10 protein-coding genes are annotated in these 15,779 nt (G+C 55.2%); 4 read left to right on the forward strand and 6 right to left on the reverse strand.

Features of this window, described 5'->3' with window-relative positions; translation table 11 throughout:
• Positions 1–716: helix-turn-helix transcriptional regulator (locus AN476_RS21065; RefSeq protein WP_054463741.1), on the forward strand; the 716-nt coding region annotated here is incomplete at its 5' end.
• Positions 717–1,233: 517 nt separating this feature from the next.
• On the opposite strand, the gene AN476_RS21070 is transcribed toward AN476_RS21065, so the two are convergent.
• From AN476_RS21070 to AN476_RS21090, 5 genes are all read right to left on the reverse strand, one after another.
• Entirely contained in the window at positions 1,234–2,742 is a 1,509-nt protein-coding gene (locus tag AN476_RS21070; RefSeq protein WP_054463742.1) for a class I adenylate-forming enzyme family protein, read from the reverse strand.
• Entirely contained in the window at positions 2,739–4,148 is a 1,410-nt protein-coding gene (locus tag AN476_RS21075) for an aldehyde dehydrogenase family protein (RefSeq protein ID WP_054463743.1), read from the reverse strand. Before AN476_RS21075 ends, AN476_RS21070 begins: the two co-directional genes overlap by 4 nt.
• Before the next feature lie 64 nt (positions 4,149–4,212).
• Positions 4,213–5,172, reverse strand: a complete 960-nt coding sequence (locus tag AN476_RS21080) for a tripartite tricarboxylate transporter substrate binding protein (protein WP_054463744.1) — start codon at positions 5,170–5,172, stop codon at positions 4,213–4,215.
• A gap of 41 nt (positions 5,173–5,213) precedes the next feature.
• Positions 5,214–5,669 carry a tripartite tricarboxylate transporter TctB family protein gene (locus tag AN476_RS21085; RefSeq protein WP_054463745.1) on the reverse strand — a complete coding sequence of 152 codons (456 nt, stop codon included), beginning with the start codon at positions 5,667–5,669 and terminating at the stop codon, positions 5,214–5,216.
• Positions 5,666–7,186: a tripartite tricarboxylate transporter permease gene (locus AN476_RS21090; RefSeq protein WP_054463746.1), complete on the reverse strand. Its 1,521-nt coding sequence runs from the start codon at positions 7,184–7,186 to the stop codon at positions 5,666–5,668. The genes AN476_RS21085 and AN476_RS21090 overlap by 4 nt, the downstream gene beginning before the upstream one ends.
• Before the next feature lie 115 nt (positions 7,187–7,301).
• On the opposite strand from AN476_RS21090, the gene AN476_RS21095 reads away from it, so the two are divergent.
• Entirely contained in the window at positions 7,302–8,327 is a 1,026-nt protein-coding gene (locus AN476_RS21095; RefSeq protein WP_054463747.1) for a LacI family DNA-binding transcriptional regulator, read from the forward strand.
• Between the two features lie 457 nt (positions 8,328–8,784).
• On the opposite strand, the gene AN476_RS21100 is transcribed toward AN476_RS21095, so the two are convergent.
• Entirely contained in the window at positions 8,785–10,224 is a 1,440-nt protein-coding gene (locus AN476_RS21100; RefSeq protein WP_172684872.1) for a tetratricopeptide repeat protein, read from the reverse strand.
• A 787-nt stretch (positions 10,225–11,011) separates the two neighbouring features.
• Here AN476_RS21100 and AN476_RS21105 point away from each other — a divergent pair.
• Both AN476_RS21105 and AN476_RS21110 read left to right on the forward strand, forming a co-directional pair.
• The gene (locus tag AN476_RS21105) at positions 11,012–12,397 is read left to right on the forward strand and encodes an IS1182 family transposase (protein ID WP_054463749.1); all 1,386 of its coding nucleotides are present in this window, start codon (positions 11,012–11,014) and stop codon (positions 12,395–12,397) included.
• Between the two features lie 588 nt (positions 12,398–12,985).
• Positions 12,986–14,962, forward strand: coding sequence for a hypothetical protein (locus tag AN476_RS21110; RefSeq protein ID WP_054463750.1), 1,977 nt, complete (start codon positions 12,986–12,988; stop codon positions 14,960–14,962).
• The last annotated feature ends 817 nt before the right edge of the window (positions 14,963–15,779 follow it).

Here is a 15,779-nt window from a genome sequence, read left to right on the forward strand (position 1 = left end):
ATGCTTGGGGGCAACTTGTTGGCGTTAAAAAAAATGCTCAATTCAACTATGAAAACAACAAACGCTCACCTTCTGGGGAATACCTGATAGCAGCTCGGGAAGCCGGTGCCGACATCGCCTACATTTTGACAGGTATTAGAGTTCCCGCGGTAGTCAAGAAAGTGCAGGAGCAATATGGCCACCCAATCGCGGTGGCCAAACATGCGGAGGAGATCGCCGTCGACCTTTATTTCAAAGAACCTGACGCGCTGGATGCGGACCATGGATTCGAATTGGACGGCCAGCCCTTTGCCACCGTGGCCTGCCACGATGTGGAGGCGACGGCGGATGGTGGCTATATCAATCTCGATCGACCTCCGATCGACCACCTGGCCTTCTCAAAAAGGTGGCTGTCACAAAACGGCATCTATCCAGGTTCCAGCGTCCTGATCACAGCACATGGGGCCAGCATGCAACCTAGCATCTATGACGGTGATCTGGTGATGATCGACCGCAACAAACGCGAAATTCACAGCGGCCACGTCTATGCCTACAACGACCCCGCCGACGGCACCCGCATCAAGCGTCTTGAAGTGGTTCCCGGTCACGCCATAATCATCCGCAGTGACAATCCGGACCAGTCAAAATTTCCGACCGAACACCGCACAGCTGAAGCTATGAAATCCATTGCTGAAAACATAGTCGGTGAGGTCGTATGGTCGGGGCATAAGTGGTGAGGCGACCTCTCATTTTTGAAGGTTTTTTCTGATCACGCATGAAATACCTTCCCGAAGTCTGTCAGCCCCCCTAGGGAGACACCTCTTGAGTAGCTCTTCTTGTTCTTGAAAGCGTGACCACAACTCCCGCTCTACTTTCCTGTTCGGAAGTTAAACTTACCGCTCATACTGGTTCCGTAGAGCGTGGTGACGTCCTCGGCCTAGCAAGGAATGCCTAAGGTCTGGTATGCGAGACGGAGTGGCTTTTCGCCGCACGAGCAGCCTAAGATGTCGGCTATGCGCAGATAGTGACCTTTGCAAGGTCCTTGAAGCGATGTGGGACCAGGAAGCGCGACCGTCCCAAACCTGCCGCTAAGCTAGTGCTCCTTCTCCGCGTGCGCAAGATCTATAAATCGGCCAACTTCAAAAGCGCAGGCTAAACCACCACCGATCTGGACAGCCCATTTTGCGTAAACCGGCCTAGAGCCAAACGAAAAGTGAGCTGCCGCGAAAGGAGAATATTATGTTCATGAAAAGATCAGATCCTGCCCAGGTTGGCCTCTTGTAGTCTCAAGCGCTGGATCTTTCCTGACGGACCTTTCGGAAGTTCTGGTAGAAAATGGATCCTGTCCGGCGACTTGTAGGTGCCCAGGCGTTCTCGGCAAATTGCGAGAAGTTCCTCTTCTGTTACTGTCGACCCAGCACCCAGTGACACTGCCGCCTCTACGCGCTCGCCGTAACTGGGACAGGGGCGGGCAAAGGCCGCGGCCTCGACAACATCCGGGTGAGAATAGAGCGCCTCATCGATTTCACGGGGCGCGATATTTTCACCGCCCTTGATAATCAATTCCTTCAGGCGGCCGGTGACAAAGATGTAGCCGTCCTCATCCTGCCGTCCCAGATCGCCTGTGCGCAGCCAGCCATCGGGGGTGAATGTGTTCGCTGTAGCATCCGGGTTTTTGAGGTATTCCATCATCACATTTGGCCCCCTTACGGCGAGTTCACCCTCCTCGCCGTGCGGTGCCTTTGCCAGGTCTGGCGCAAGAATTGCGGCCTCGTTCCCGAAGGCAATGCCCGGAGACCCAATTTTTCGGAGCCCCGGAGGCAGCGGATTGGACAAGATTTGTGCCGCCGTTTCCGTGAGGCCCATGGTCTCGATGATCGGTAAACCGAACCGCTCCTCAAAGGCACGCTGCACATCTGGCGCCAAAGCCGAAGACGCCGAACGGCCAAAGCGCAATCTTGCCCGGACAGCGGCGTTAGGATCGATTTCCGAGTGGAGCAGGTGCGAAATGATTGTTGGCACAACGGAAATCCAGCTTGCCCGCGCTTCAGCCACCTGTGCCCAAAACCGGCTGGTTGAAAACCTGGGCACCATTGCAAGCGTGCCCCCCGACACCAGTGCGCCCATCACAGTGACGCAAAGTCCGTTGATATGGCATATGGGCAGGACGCAGAACCCGCGGTCTGCAGGTGACAATTGATGGGCAACTGCAGTTGTCCAGCCGCCAGCAAGCAGGCTGGTTTGCGTGTGAATGACTCCCTTCGGCCGCCCGGTGGTGCCTGAGGTGTACATCAAAAGCGCATGGCTTTCTGGCAGAACCTCGTACAAATCCACGCTGCCAACAGGGGCAAGATCTGGTTTCAGCGCCACAATTGTAAGGTCTTTTGCGGCGCCTCTGAACATCTCGGCTTGCGCTGTACCTACAAATGCAAAACGGGCTTCGCAGTGTTCCAAAGCGTACGATATAGCATCCGATCCAGCCGCGAGGTTGATCATTGTGGCGCGAAACCCGCCATATAGCACGCCAAACAGGCATTCCAGCGCCGCGCGGCCATTTGGCATCATGATCGCGATGCTGTCTCCGTGTGCGACGCCGCGTTCCGTCAGCGTCATGGCAATACGGCGAGAGGTGTCGCGCAGCTCGGACCAGTCAAGATCCGGCTCCCCCTCGGGAAAGACAAATCCATCACCGCCTCTTTCTGCCCGCGCATCAATCCAGTCACGCAGCGTGCCCTCAGGCGGGCTGTCCGGACGCAGTTTCATTGTCCCGTCTCTGCCCAGTAATCGGCAAAGATATCTTTCACCGCCGGTTCGCGCGCTGGGATTTCGCGGATCACCTTTGCAGTCTGGATAAAGTGCCGCCAGTTGAGGTTGGTATCGATGGAATTTCCGCCCCAGCTACCGCAGCCCATCGACAGGGAAAATGGCATCCCGTTGTTGAAGGATCCCCCGGTTGCAAAGGTATGCGGTTGATTGACGATCACCCGGCAGGTGGGCAGATCACGGCCCAGTTCGATTGCGCGGGCGTCTTCAGCGGTGTGGATGCCGACGGAATGCCCAGCGCCCTGGTGCGAAAGGATGCGTGCGGTGGTTGCCTTGGCTGCTGCGAAATCACTGGCTCGGTAGAGTGCCAACACGCGGCTCAGTTTTTCGCCTGAAAGAGGGTGGTCTGGGCCGATGCCATCCGTTTCCACGGCTATGAACCTGGTTTCTGGGGGCACTTTTCCATCAAGCCCGAGTGCCGTCATCATCTTGTCTGCGTCCTGCGCAATCACAGCTCGGTTCAGATGCCCATCGGGCCAGAGTTTTGCGATGATACCCGGCGCGGCATTGGCCTTCACCAATGCGCCGCCCTCGACAGCCATTGCAGCCACAAATGCATCATAGACTGCATCGACCACTACTGCAGCATTCTCGGATGAACAGGAGGTGGCGTTATCAAAACACTTTGACGCGGTAATCTTGGCCGCCGCCGCTGCCAGATCGGCAGTTTCATCCACGATAACGGTCACATTTCCAGCGCCTACGGCCACTGCAGGCGTGCCACAAGACTGTGCGCGGGCCACGTTGTTCTGGCTGCCCGTGCAGATGACCCGGTCAACAGACTCCATCAGCCTCTGTGTCTTTGCCTTGGAGCCTGGCGCTGGGATCATTTGCACCAGATGCCGGTCCAGCCCCAATTTGTCCAGTTCTGTATGGATATAGCCCAGCAGCATCTCGCAGGCCGCCACCCCCTTGGGCGAGGGGGCGACTACAATGGCGTTGCCGCCTTTCAGCGCATTTATGATGTTGTTGGCGGGTGTTGCTGCCGGATTGGTCGAGGGCACGACAGCGCCGACCACCCCCACCGGGCGGGCAATTTCGGTCAGACCAGTTTCCCGGTCCTCACTGACCACACCGCAGGTTTTTGCGTGCTGAATATCGCGCAGCAGGCCTAGAGTTTTGCGGTGGTTCTTGGTTATCTTATCAGCCACATTGCCAAGCCCGGTTGTTTTTACTGCCAGCTCAGCAAGTGAGCGGTTGCGGCCCGGCTCCATAATAGCCCAGCCAGCCGCAAGGGCCGCGCGGTCATAACGCGATTGCGTGGCGCCCGCCTCGTAGGTGGTCTGCGCCGAGTGGGCGCGCGCCACGATCTGGTCGACCGCAGCCTGATCAGCATCAAGTGTCATTGCTTCATGTCCTGAAAAAATGCGGGGCGGGCTGCTCGTCTCCCGCCCCTTGGGAGTATTGGGATCAGAGACCGGCGAGAAGCGCCTGCAGGGTCTCCTGACGCTTGGCCCACATGGCCTGTACTTCTTCGCGGTTCATCACAAGCATGGGCGATCCGCCTGCCTGCATTTTGGAGGCCACACGGCTGTTCTTGAACATCTCCGGCACCGTGGCGGCGAGTTTGTCGATCACCTCCTGCGGAGTGCCTTTGGGGACCATCACGCCGCGGAAATTGACCGATGCATTGTCCACGTCCAGCCCTTGTTCCATCATCGTGGGCACGTCGGGCAGGAAGTCAGAGCGCTCCAGATCTGCCACTCCGAGGATCTTTACGTTGCCAGCCTCCCGGGCACGGAAGGCATCAGACAGATTGTTGACCCCGCCCAGAACTTCGCCTGCGATAACGGCTTTCATCGCTGCCGCACCACCGCCCTTTGTTGGGATATAGGCCATCCTCACGCCCGCAGCCTTCTCGATTTGAAGTGCCGCTATGTGGTGGCCAACAAACAGGCCCGCACCTGAGAAGGTCAGTTTGCCTGGGTTTTCCTTGGCATGGTTCACTACATCCTGCATCGAATTGAAGGGGCTATCTGCGGCGACGACAAATACCGCTGGGTCCGCGCCCCAGTTTGCGATCGGCTCGAAACTGTCGGTGGAGTATTGCACGCCACCCTTGATCGATTGGGCAATGAAATGCGGCACGTTATAAGCCGCGAGTGTGTAGCCATCAGCATCGGCCTGCGTGGCAAACCAGTTCCAGCCGACGCGTCCACCAGCACCCGGTTTGTTCAGGATCGCGATGGGCATACCCAATGCGTCCTCATTGCCAGCGGTCATGGTCACGATCCGGGCCTGAAAATCGGTCGCTCCACCAGCCCCGTAGGAGACCACCATCATCACCGGTCGTTCCGGGTATTCCTCTGCTGCGACGGCTCCGGTCAGGCTCATCAGGGCAATGGCTGCCCCTGCTAGTAGGTGTTTCATTTCGCGTTTCCTCCCTAAAGGTGTGACCGCATTTTTACGGCTCAGAATAGTATTTCGCGCGGGGTGTAGACCTTCAGCAGCAGCGCAAAGAGCGCATACATCACTGTAATGAAGCCTGCGGTGATCACCGCCCGTTTGACCCAGACCCGCGCATCGCGATGCGAAGCCGGATCGTAGAGCGACAGCAGGACAAAGAAGGCGACGATCGTGGCGGTGTAAAATCCAAAGGCCTTGGCGGCCCAGAAGACGTAGATTCCCATCACGGCAAGCCCGGGCAGGATGTTCAGCATCATGCTGCGCGACAGGCCAGTGCCAACCTTGGATTTGCCCATCAACGCCTTGGCAAAGGTCCAGCCCGCCAGCACCAGAAAAACGGTGGCGATCAACCGTGGGAACAGAAAGGCCTCAGCCGGGGCTTGCGTGTAGCTGATCCATGTGACCCAGACACCAACCGCAAAGACAAGCCCGGAGGGCAGAATATGCTGCGTGCGGTTCATGTGCGGGCCTCCGTTTTGTCGGCAGGTGCCTGGAGACGGCGTGGGCGCAGCTCCATCCAGGCGGAGTAAGCGATCGAGGCAAGGACAATGATGATCAGCAGTTTGTTGAGAGCCCCGCCCAGGAAATAGGTGGTCAGACCGTCGGTTGCGTTGGCGATCATGCTGCCCTGGATGAAGTTGGCCTCTGCAATCGGGCCAAGGATCAGCCCCAGTACCAGAGGTGCGGCTGAAAAACCGTAGCGTTCGAAGAAGAACATCATGATCCCTAGGCAAGCCATCACGTAAACATCACCCATCGAACTTTGCACCGAATAGGCTCCAAAGACTGACAGGGCTAGGACCACGGCCGCCATAACCGATTGTGGCACTTGCGCGACACGTGCCGCGAACCCGGCAATGTAGAGCCCAAAGAGGCACATCAGGATCTGCCCGATCAGCATCGAGTTGATAAAGGTCCAGGCGACTTCCGGGTGGTTGTCAAAAAGATCTGATCCGGGGAAAATTCCGTGGATCAACAGCCCGCCCAGAAGAACGGCAGCGGTGGGGCTACCGGGGATGGACAGCGTCAACAGAGGCACCAGCGAGGGGCCAACCATGGCATTGTTAGCGCTTTCTGCCGCGATCACCCCTTCCGAATGGCCTTTGCCGAATTTTTCGCTCTCGGGTGAGAATTTCTTAGTTTGATCATAGGCCACCAGTCCGGCAATTTGTCCGCCGACACCGGGAATAAGCCCGATGATGGAACCGGTGACGGTGCCGATAGTCAGGGCGCGAGGACGCCGGATCAGCTCGCGCATGGCGTCCAGAACCGAGTGTTTTTGCACCGCGATCACCTCGGCCGCACCGGAATTGCGGCCCTTGGCAAACATGGTCAGCACTTGTGGGATGGCGAATAGGCCGATGAGGGCTGCGATGATGTTGATGCCACCACCTAAACTAGGGTGGAAGATGAAACGCTGCGCGCCCATGATGTCGTCAAAGCCGATTGTGGACAGCCACAGGCCGATGCAGCCCGACAGCAGTCCTTTTACCACGGAGGCGGAGTCGAGCGAGCCAATCACTGTGACCCCAAGAATGGCCATCCAGAACAGATGCGATGGACCAAAGGCGAGCGCCCAGTCAGCCAAGACAGGCGTGAGGAAAATCAGCAGTAATACGCCGAAGATACCGCCCACGGCTGAGGAGAGGAAGGACAGTTGCAGAGCTTTTGCCCCATGCCCCTGTTTGGCCATCGTGTGACCGTCCAGGGTGGTGGCGATATTTGCTGGAGCGCCGGGGATCTTCAGCAGGATCGCGGAGACCGCGCCGCCTGCCACAGTTGACGTATAAGCAGCTCCCAGAAGGATCAAACCCTGCGTGGCCTCCAGTTGGAACGTGAAGGGGATGAGCAGCGCCACGGCCATGGTCGGCGAAAGTCCAGGGGTCGCACCTAGTATCAGCCCGCCGATCGTGCCGCCGAGCAGCAGCATAAAAGACAAGGGCGAGAAGACATCGCCAAAGTAGTAGATGAATTCCATTCAGGGCCTCCCAACCCGCTAACAGACGGTTTCCTCGCCTCATTGACAAATCAGGTTAGGGGATGAAAATAGTATTGCAAATGTTTTCACAAAATGACTCGGTTAGAAGGTTTTTATGAAAATAAAACAACGTAGTAAGATTGACATCATCGCGGTAGCAAATGCCGCAAAAGTTTCTGCGTCTACCGTGTCTCGCAGCTTCAATCACCCAGACCTGGTGAACCCGGCGACTCGCAAGAAGATCGACCGGGCGGTGAAAAAGCTGGGCTACATCCGCAACCGCGCGGCGCAATCAATGCACGGGCGACGCTCTGGCACTATCGGTCTGGTTGTTCCTACCATCAACCACGCAATCTTTGCCGAGGTGATCCAGGCCTTCTCCGACGCAATTGATCAGGAGGGCTTCACCCTACTGATCGCCTCGCACGGCTATGATCTGGACCGCGAATACGAAATGATCCGCAAGCTGATGGAACACAGAGTCGATGGTCTGGCGTTGATCGGGCTTGATCATACTCAGGAGACCTTTCGCTTGCTGGAGCAGCAGGATGTACCAACGCTCGCTATTTGGACCCACGATCAGGACTCGCCGATCCCCTGCGTTGGGGCTGACAACCTTGAAGCGGGGCGCATGGCCGCGCGTCATCTGGTCGGCCTTGGTCATCGGGAAATCGGGTTGATCTTCCCGGCCACTCAGAACAACGATAGGGCCAGGCAGCGTAAAGCCGGCGCATTGGAGGTGTTCCAATCAGCGGGAATTTCAGTCCCTGAGGAATGGCAGCCGGAAGCCCCTTATAGCATCGCCCAGGCCAAGCAGATGACACTGGACTTGCTGACCCAGGACCAACGCCCCAAGGCAATTCTTTGCGGAAACGACGTTATTGCTCAAGGGGCTTTGTTTGCGGCGCAAAGGATTGGAGTTCAGGTTCCCCAAGACCTGTCGATCATGGGGATCGGTGATTTCAAAGGGTCCGCTGATACAGAACCCGGGCTTTCAACTGTCAGGATACCCGCCGGGCGCATTGGCCAAATGGCAGGAGGCCATTTCTCCTCCTACATTACTTCAGAGGACCGTGGCCTCTTTCGTTTCAAATGCAATCTCAGCCTCGTACAACGCGGAACAACCGCCTCCGTGACTTGAAAAAGAGGACCACCTATTGGATTGCCGTACATGTTCGCGGAAAACAACATTGCATCTACCGTGAAGAGCAGAGGTTCACTCAAATTTCTACAGAGGTCATTAAACCGTCCTCTGAAACTGAAATTGCGTAGTCGAAAGGGTCTGATTTGGTCTGTTCACACCTACAATCACACCCAAACTATTCTGGCTGTGCAAACATCACTATCGGCGCCTTGCTGTTCTTGGCCCAAGAAAGCGCAAGGATGCACAGGCCGTGCAGACATTGAGTGTCGGCTTTCACTCGTCGAGGCGCATATTTTCGCAGATGCAGCGAATTCACATTTCCCACCTTTCCTGAAAGTGTCTTACCCTGTGTTGTACCTAGAACGAATGACTAGGCTTCCATCAAGGGAACCACCGCCTCACTCCAACAACAAAACCGGGGCGGTGGTAGGCCAATTTGGGACTAACCGCGTTCTTATTCTAACAGCTCGCAGGCGTTTTCATGCCCCCCTTCGCAAGCCTGATCGAGAAAGCGCAGCCCTGCCTCTTTGTCTTGGGTAACGCCTTCACCGTGAAGATACTGATAGCCAGCAGCGGTGCAGCCGCTGAGGTGTCCCATTTCGCAAGCCATCAGAAAGTGCTCCTGTGCGTTAGCGAGGTCGGAAGGCACGCCCTCTCCCTTGCGATAGGCCCAACCAAGATTGTGGCAGGCTAGGGCGTCGCCCTTGTCACAGGACTGCTGGTAGAGTTCGAAAGCTTTGTTGAAGTCTTGCTCCACCCCTTTTCCTGCGGCGTAGGCGGCAGCGATGTTTGTACAGGCTAAATCGTGGCCAAGGCGACATCCTTTTTCATATCGTTTCGCGGCCATTGTCACGTTTTCCTCGACACCTCTGGCAAACCAATAGGACACACCACTGTTGTAGCAGCCAAACCCATTGCCTAATTCGCAAGCTCGTTCTGAGAAGTGCAGGCTTTGTTCAAGATCGACATCCACACCATTACCGTGAGCGTAGGATGCGCCAAGTTTTGCGCAGCCGTTACCTGAGTTGCCTTCGCAGCTGCGTTCCAGATACTGCACAGCTAACTTGTAATCTTGAGGGACAACTTTGCCATTTTCATAGAGGGTTGCAGCATAGGAGCAACCATCTGCGTCATAGCCATAGCGACCCTCGCAAGACTGAATGTATAGGCTCAGCCCAAGGCGTTTGTTTGTAATCCCAACGTCGCCGTGTTCATAAATTCCACCTAGAGCCCGGCAGCTGCCCCATTGCTCGCTATCGCAGGCATAGGAATGTAGAAGCATCGCCTGTTTGGCGTCTCGTTCCGTGCCTTGACCTCTTTGCGTAAGAAACCCCAGTCGCATACAGGCCAAGGAGACGGCGCCCTGATAGCAGCCTGCTTCGTATTTTTCTACGGCAAGTTCATAGCTTTGCGCTGTGCCACGCCCATCTTCATACATTGCCCCCAGATAAGCACATCCCAGGGTCTCTCCGGCATTGCAGGCCAAATTGTAGTAGCGAACCGCCTCTTCGTAATCCTGCGCAACACCACTAGCCAGCTCGTACATGCGGCCGACGTCTTCACAAGCCCAGGATTCTCCAGCCTCACACCCAGTGCCAAAATACTTTGCAGCACGCTCAAGATTAGCCGCAACGCCGCGTGCACGCTGATACATAAAGCCCGCATCTGCACAGCTTGGTTCAAACCCTCCTTCGCAGGCCTGCACGTAGAGTTCAGCCGCCTTGGTCTCATCCCAATCGACGCCTTCACCGGAATAGTACAAATGTCCCAAACTGTAACAGCTGAACATCTCACCGGCATCACACTCCAGCTGAAGCGTGTCTGGATCCTCTGCGGCAGCGGTCTCTTGTGCTTCCGCAGGGTGGGAAAGCCCGGCAAATAGGCCAAGCAGCACCGCCGCCCAAAATCGGGTGCCAGATAAATGTAACATTGGGTAAATCCTCTTCGGTAATGTGCCGCTAATCTATTCCGCAGTCGTCAAGTACAGACGAACTTGACAGACAGGCAGTCCATCTCAGGGGAAATGGGTTCGTTTGAAGCCTAAGGTTGCGGGCTTGTAAGCATAGTTCGCAATCCTTGCAAGGTTGCATTTTCTATTTAAATCAATGATTAACATGAAACACTAGCTCTGAAGCGTGAATGCCTTTAAACTCAGAAAGAACCCATTATTTTTGATTTGATATCGTCTTGCCGCGTTTCGACATGCCTGCGCCTCGCCGATTTTCGTCTTGCACGAGGGGCAAGTCAGATTGTATCGCGATGAACGAAACCCAAAAAGCCGACCTTCGAGCGTCATGCAGCATCCGGTACTTAGGGCTCAAAGCTACCGTTCTCTGCAGTGCGGTGGGTAGGGACTAAGTTTCCTTTGAGGAGCCGAAATCCCTTTCCAGTTTGACAGCGGGTTTCCAAGGTTATGTTTCGCGTATTTGGTTGAAACCATTCACTTATTCCGATTCTGGAAAGCCGACCACCCGAAGCAGCCGCACTTTCCGGTTCGGCGACACCAACTGAGTACTCCAAACTCAACATAATGGCCCTTATTGGTTCCTAGAGCACTGTGACCGTCCTCAGCCTGGCAGGGGTGCCTAAGGTCTGGTATGCGGATATTTTGTTGAAAAACTCTTCCTTGATCGAGAGCTGAACTGCTGATTCAATTCCTGTAATTGAGGGGAGGATTGGCGATGATGGGACCGAGGCAGGAAGCGCAACCGGCGCTGTTCTACGAGTTCTCGCTGGAGGATCACATCCCCACGGATCACCTGCTTCGATCCATCGACCGGTTCGTCGAGCTGAGCAGTATCCGCGCCCATCTTGCCGATTTCTACAGTCACACAGGCCGCCCGTCAGTTGATCCTGAGCTACTGATCCGCATGTTGCTGGTCGGATATTGCTTCGGCATCCGGTCTGAGCGGCGGCTCTGCGAGGAGGTGCATCTGAACCTCGCGTATCGCTGGTTTTGCCGCCTCGACCTGACCGACAGGATCCCGGATCATTCAACGTTTTCCAAGAACCGGCATGGGCGTTTTCGCGACAGCGAACTTCTGCGACACCTGTTCGAGACGACCGTCGCCCGCTGTATCGAGGAAGGTCTCGCCAGCGGTCAGCGCATGGCAGTCGATGCCAGTCTGATCGAAGCCGATGCGAACAAGCAAAACTCAACACCGAAGGAAGAATGGGATGCGTCGTCCATCGATGCCGTAGATGCACCCCGCGCAGTCCGAGAGTATCTCGACACGCTCGACGAGGCAGCCTTCGGTGCGGCGAGCGATGTCCAACCCAAGTTCACCTCGCATTCCGATCCCGCCAGTCAGTGGACAGCAGCCCGCAAAGGCCCTGCATTCTTTAGCTATTCCGACAATTATCTCATCGACACGGATCACGGTGTCATCTTGGATGTGGAGCCCACACGCTCCATCCGGCAAGCCGAGGTTGGATCGACAAAAACCATGCTGACGCGGATGAAAGAAAAGTTCGGCTTGGTCCCTGACTGGATGATCGCCGACACAGCCTATGGTTCAGGCCCAATGCTTGGCTGGCTCGTGGAGCGCAAGATCGATCCTTACATCCCTGTGATAGACAAGGCCGGACGCCCCGATGGGACATGGACACGCACAGATTTCGATTGGGATGCAGAGAATAATCAATACATCTGCCCCGAGGGTCACGCGCTTAAGCAGTTCCGCCGGAATTACTCTGATCCGAACCGGCGACCGACGGGCAAGGGCACAGCCCGCTATCGCGCCTTGAAAGAAGTCTGCCAGGTCTGCCCGTCCAAGCAAAAATGCTGCCCCAACGCTGATGCACGCAAGATCACCCGCGAAGAGCACGAAGATGCGCGTCAGGTCGCCAGGGATCTGGCCAAGACCGAAGAATACCAGATCGCGATGAAGCTCAGGAAGAAGGTCGAAATGCTCTTCGCCCACCTCAAACGCATTCTCGGGCTGGGACGACTACGATTACGCGGGCCGTGCGGCGCAAATGACGAATTCCTCCTCGCCGCCACCGCCCAAAACCTCCGCAAACTGGCCAAGATCCTTCCTGCACCGCAGCAAACACGAAAAGCCTGACAAGAAAGGCGCTTGCGCCGAATTCAGAACGGATACTTCTGCGCGCGCAAACGATAGTTTTTCCACAAAATCCGGACAAAGCTGACTTTCGCTGCAAATGCAGCTTGGGTGGCCCCGCGCTTCTGCTTGGAACTGAAAGCTGCAGCTGCGAAGTTACAAACCGCCAACACTTTTCGACCTGGCGGCCTGAAGGAGACGCACATCCAGTCCAGCCACGCTGCAGTACAGCCTCAACTGGCCTGCTGTTCGTGCGTGCCGAAAAAATGCAAATGTCGAATGAACACAGCTTGTTCCGAAATAAGCTCTCACCTCATTTCTACGGCGCGCCGCCAATGAACTGCCCGCTCTTAGATGTTGAGAACTGACCTGCATAGGCCGAGATGCCCGCATATCATTGTCAGGCGGTCATGGGCGCCAATAGGACTTGAATTGACAATCAATCAAGGGCTGAATGCGTGGGTGATCAACTAACCAAATATCGTTTTTCAATTAATTTTTGGAGGTACTATTTTGCGTTACTTTCGAGCACCAGTGCTACTTGCGGCGCTTACACCTTCCCTCGGCCACTCCGCTGAAGAAAGCTCGCAGATGATCGAATGGGAAGTCGTAAACAGGTTTGGCCCTTTCGCGACACAGCAGGATCCAGCGGACCTGTTTGATCGCTACAAGTTGGCCGCGGGGGAGAGCTTTGAGGATTGGCACAAGCGGTTGTCGGCTGAAGGTTTGCCTTCACCCTATCACGCTGCACTCAAAGCTGGTCAGCACGAAAACATGCACTGGGATCAGCGTGCGAAACAGCATAGGGACAAGATTCTGAGCTATGTCAGAAACGAAAGCGATGCCAGCACGACGGTTACCGCCGTCGCCAGAGTGGCGTCGCAATCGCAATGCACTTGGTCTTTGCAGGGGCAAGTAGTAACGCAGCCTTGCGCAATAGATTTTGTGTTTCAGGTACCGCTTGCAGGTACCAAAGTGCAAGTAACCTTTGACGGCAAAGAATTCGAAGAACTTGTCAACCCAGAGCACATAGTTGTCGTGGGCCTAGGAGACAGCTACGCTTCTGGAGAAGGCAACCCAGACTACCCTGGTGACTGGAAACCAGCTCAAACCCTTCCTGGAAACAATGAGCTGGAATGGTTGGTCGATTACAAAAACCGTCTAAATTCACCAGCGGAGGCACCCGATGCCGAAGTCAACCACTGGGTGGACGATACCTGCCATCGCAGCTTTTATAGCCACCAGAGTCTTACTGCACTTAAACTCGCGTCGGAAAACCCGCACGCATACGTTTCTTTCCTACATTACGCCTGCACGGGAGCTGAAGCCTTCGATGGCTTGCTTGTTCCGCAATACCAAGCCTGGGGTAAAGGAGTTTATGTCCCTTACTCGCAAGTCAATTTTGCGATCCGTGAGCTCTGTCAAGATGGGAAACCACTTGGTGAAGCGCCACCAGCTTATGAGGCGGTTTCAAAAGAGGAAACCGGCGACATTAACATTCACGCTTTCCATCGCAGGGGCGGTCCAGGTAATCGGCCGCGCAGCCACAGCAACCTGATACCAAACCCGAAACTGGACAACTTTAGCCGATATACACAGAGCATCCGTGAGGAAAACGATGGACACTTCCCGCAGTCCGGCTTGTTAACCTGCGAAACAGGCAAAATCCGTACTCCGGATTATGTTCTCTTAAACGAAGGTGGGAACAGTATGGGTTTTGCAGATATCGTGCAGTATTTTGTTGTTCCTACCCAATGGAAGTTAAACACCGTCGGCAATCTCCTGTTCCCTGAAGTCTGCCCCAGCCCGGCGTATCGGGTGGCTTCCAAAGACAATCGACAACTCGCCCGTTATTGCAGAAAGTTGGATAGAAAAAACAACTATCATTCGGGTGACTTGACCAACGGCCAAACTGGGTCGTTAGGAATGAAAGAGCGATACACCTTATTGTTCAACATCTTGGAACACCGTTTAGGACTAGAGCCCAAGCAGATTGTGATGGCACAATACCCCGACCCTTTGCGCGATACTGCCTCTCCCAATCCTGCATGCGAGCCGCTTGCCGCAACGGACTTTCGAGTACCCGGAGACCCTGCCAAGGTTTTCAACCCTCAAGGCGCCTGGAATGGGTTGAAAACCGCTACTTCAAGGGGCCTCATCCGATCCATGAGCGATTTTCCTGGACGAAACTTACGCCGCTGGCAATTTAACCTTACAGCAAGTGAAGCCGGGCTCGCCCTGAAGCAGTTTGACGAACTGCGAGAAGTTCTTTCAAGCACAGCACGCGCCCGTGGAATCTCTTTCGTTTGTGAAACACGTGATGCGTTTGTCGGTTACGGGTGGTGGAAGGGAACGCGTGGGAACCTCCCGAACACTAAACCATACTGGGCGGTGTGGGACTGGAACCCTTATGCTTATGAAAGCGAAACGCGTGCGATAAGAACGGGCAATGATACAGTTATCACTCAACCCGGCGACAAAAGAATAACTGGTGCGGTTCATCCAAACCTGACTGGTCATAGGCTGATCGCTCAGCTGGTCTACGACCAAATTTGGGGCCGCCAATAATCTCAAGATAACAGACCCAGCCGACAAAGTGTCGGCTGGCACTTTTTAGAAAAGCACTCGTTCATAGATAACGTGAGCCCGTGCTGCGAGCACTTTACCGACCGCCCGGTCAAGCCCTCCGAAAACAGAGTCTGAACAGGTTAACGCTCCCAGTTTCATTCCTCCTTAAAGGCTTGGCTGTCGAGGCAACTTTCAAAGGCCGTGAGCTGTATCCTATGCTACTCAACGCGGGTTAATTCTGCCCTTTTGAGGTCTCACCTTGAGGCAAAATTGGTTTGCAAACGGCCCAATGCACCTGCAGCATCTCAGCAAAGGGTTAACGACCGTAGAGGGCTCACAGCCGCCGTTCTCTGTATTGCGGTGGGTAGGGACTCAGTTCCCCTTGAGGAGCAGAAATCCCTTTCCAGTTTGACAGCGGGTTTCCAAGGTTATGTTTCGCGTATTTGTTTGAAAAATATTACTTATTTTGTTTCTGGAAAGCTGATCACCCGAAGCAGCCGCACTTTCCGGTTCGGCACATCTAACTGAACACTCCAAACTCAACATAAAGGCCATTATCGGACTCCGCAGTGCCGCAAAGCCTTATTTTCAAGGGCTGGAGTGGGGTGGGGGAGTATGAAAGACGAAGTGTCCGCAAATCGACTTGATGTCCTGTATGGGCCATTGTGGCCGGGTTTGAAAGACAAAACGTTCTGGGCCTTCATACCCTTTTGACCCTATGAAAAGCCCTTTTTATCAAGGCTTCATCCGGCATCTTCCAGGATCTTCCGGGGTCTTCCGGTTACTGCAATATCAAGTGTCTCCTAACAAACGGGGT

It is taken from the genome of Phaeobacter sp. 11ANDIMAR09, from assembly GCF_001294455.1.
GTDB lineage: Bacteria > Pseudomonadota > Alphaproteobacteria > Rhodobacterales > Rhodobacteraceae > Pseudophaeobacter.

Excerpts from the sequence above, each read along its gene's own strand:
- AN476_RS21095 (WP_054463747.1), top strand. The coding sequence starts at position 7,302 with ATGAAAATAAAACAACGTAGTAAGATTGACATCATCGCGGTAGCAAAT.
- AN476_RS21090 (WP_054463746.1), bottom strand. The coding sequence starts at position 7,186 with ATGGAATTCATCTACTACTTTGGCGATGTCTTCTCGCCCTTGTCTTTT.
- AN476_RS21085 (WP_054463745.1), bottom strand. The coding sequence starts at position 5,669 with ATGAACCGCACGCAGCATATTCTGCCCTCCGGGCTTGTCTTTGCGGTT.
- AN476_RS21110 (WP_054463750.1), top strand. The coding sequence starts at position 12,986 with ATGATCGAATGGGAAGTCGTAAACAGGTTTGGCCCTTTCGCGACACAG.
- AN476_RS21080 (WP_054463744.1), bottom strand. The coding sequence starts at position 5,172 with ATGAAACACCTACTAGCAGGGGCAGCCATTGCCCTGATGAGCCTGACC.
- AN476_RS21075 (WP_054463743.1), bottom strand. The coding sequence starts at position 4,148 with ATGACACTTGATGCTGATCAGGCTGCGGTCGACCAGATCGTGGCGCGC.
- AN476_RS21105 (WP_054463749.1), top strand. The coding sequence starts at position 11,012 with ATGATGGGACCGAGGCAGGAAGCGCAACCGGCGCTGTTCTACGAGTTC.
- AN476_RS21070 (WP_054463742.1), bottom strand. The coding sequence starts at position 2,742 with ATGAAACTGCGTCCGGACAGCCCGCCTGAGGGCACGCTGCGTGACTGG.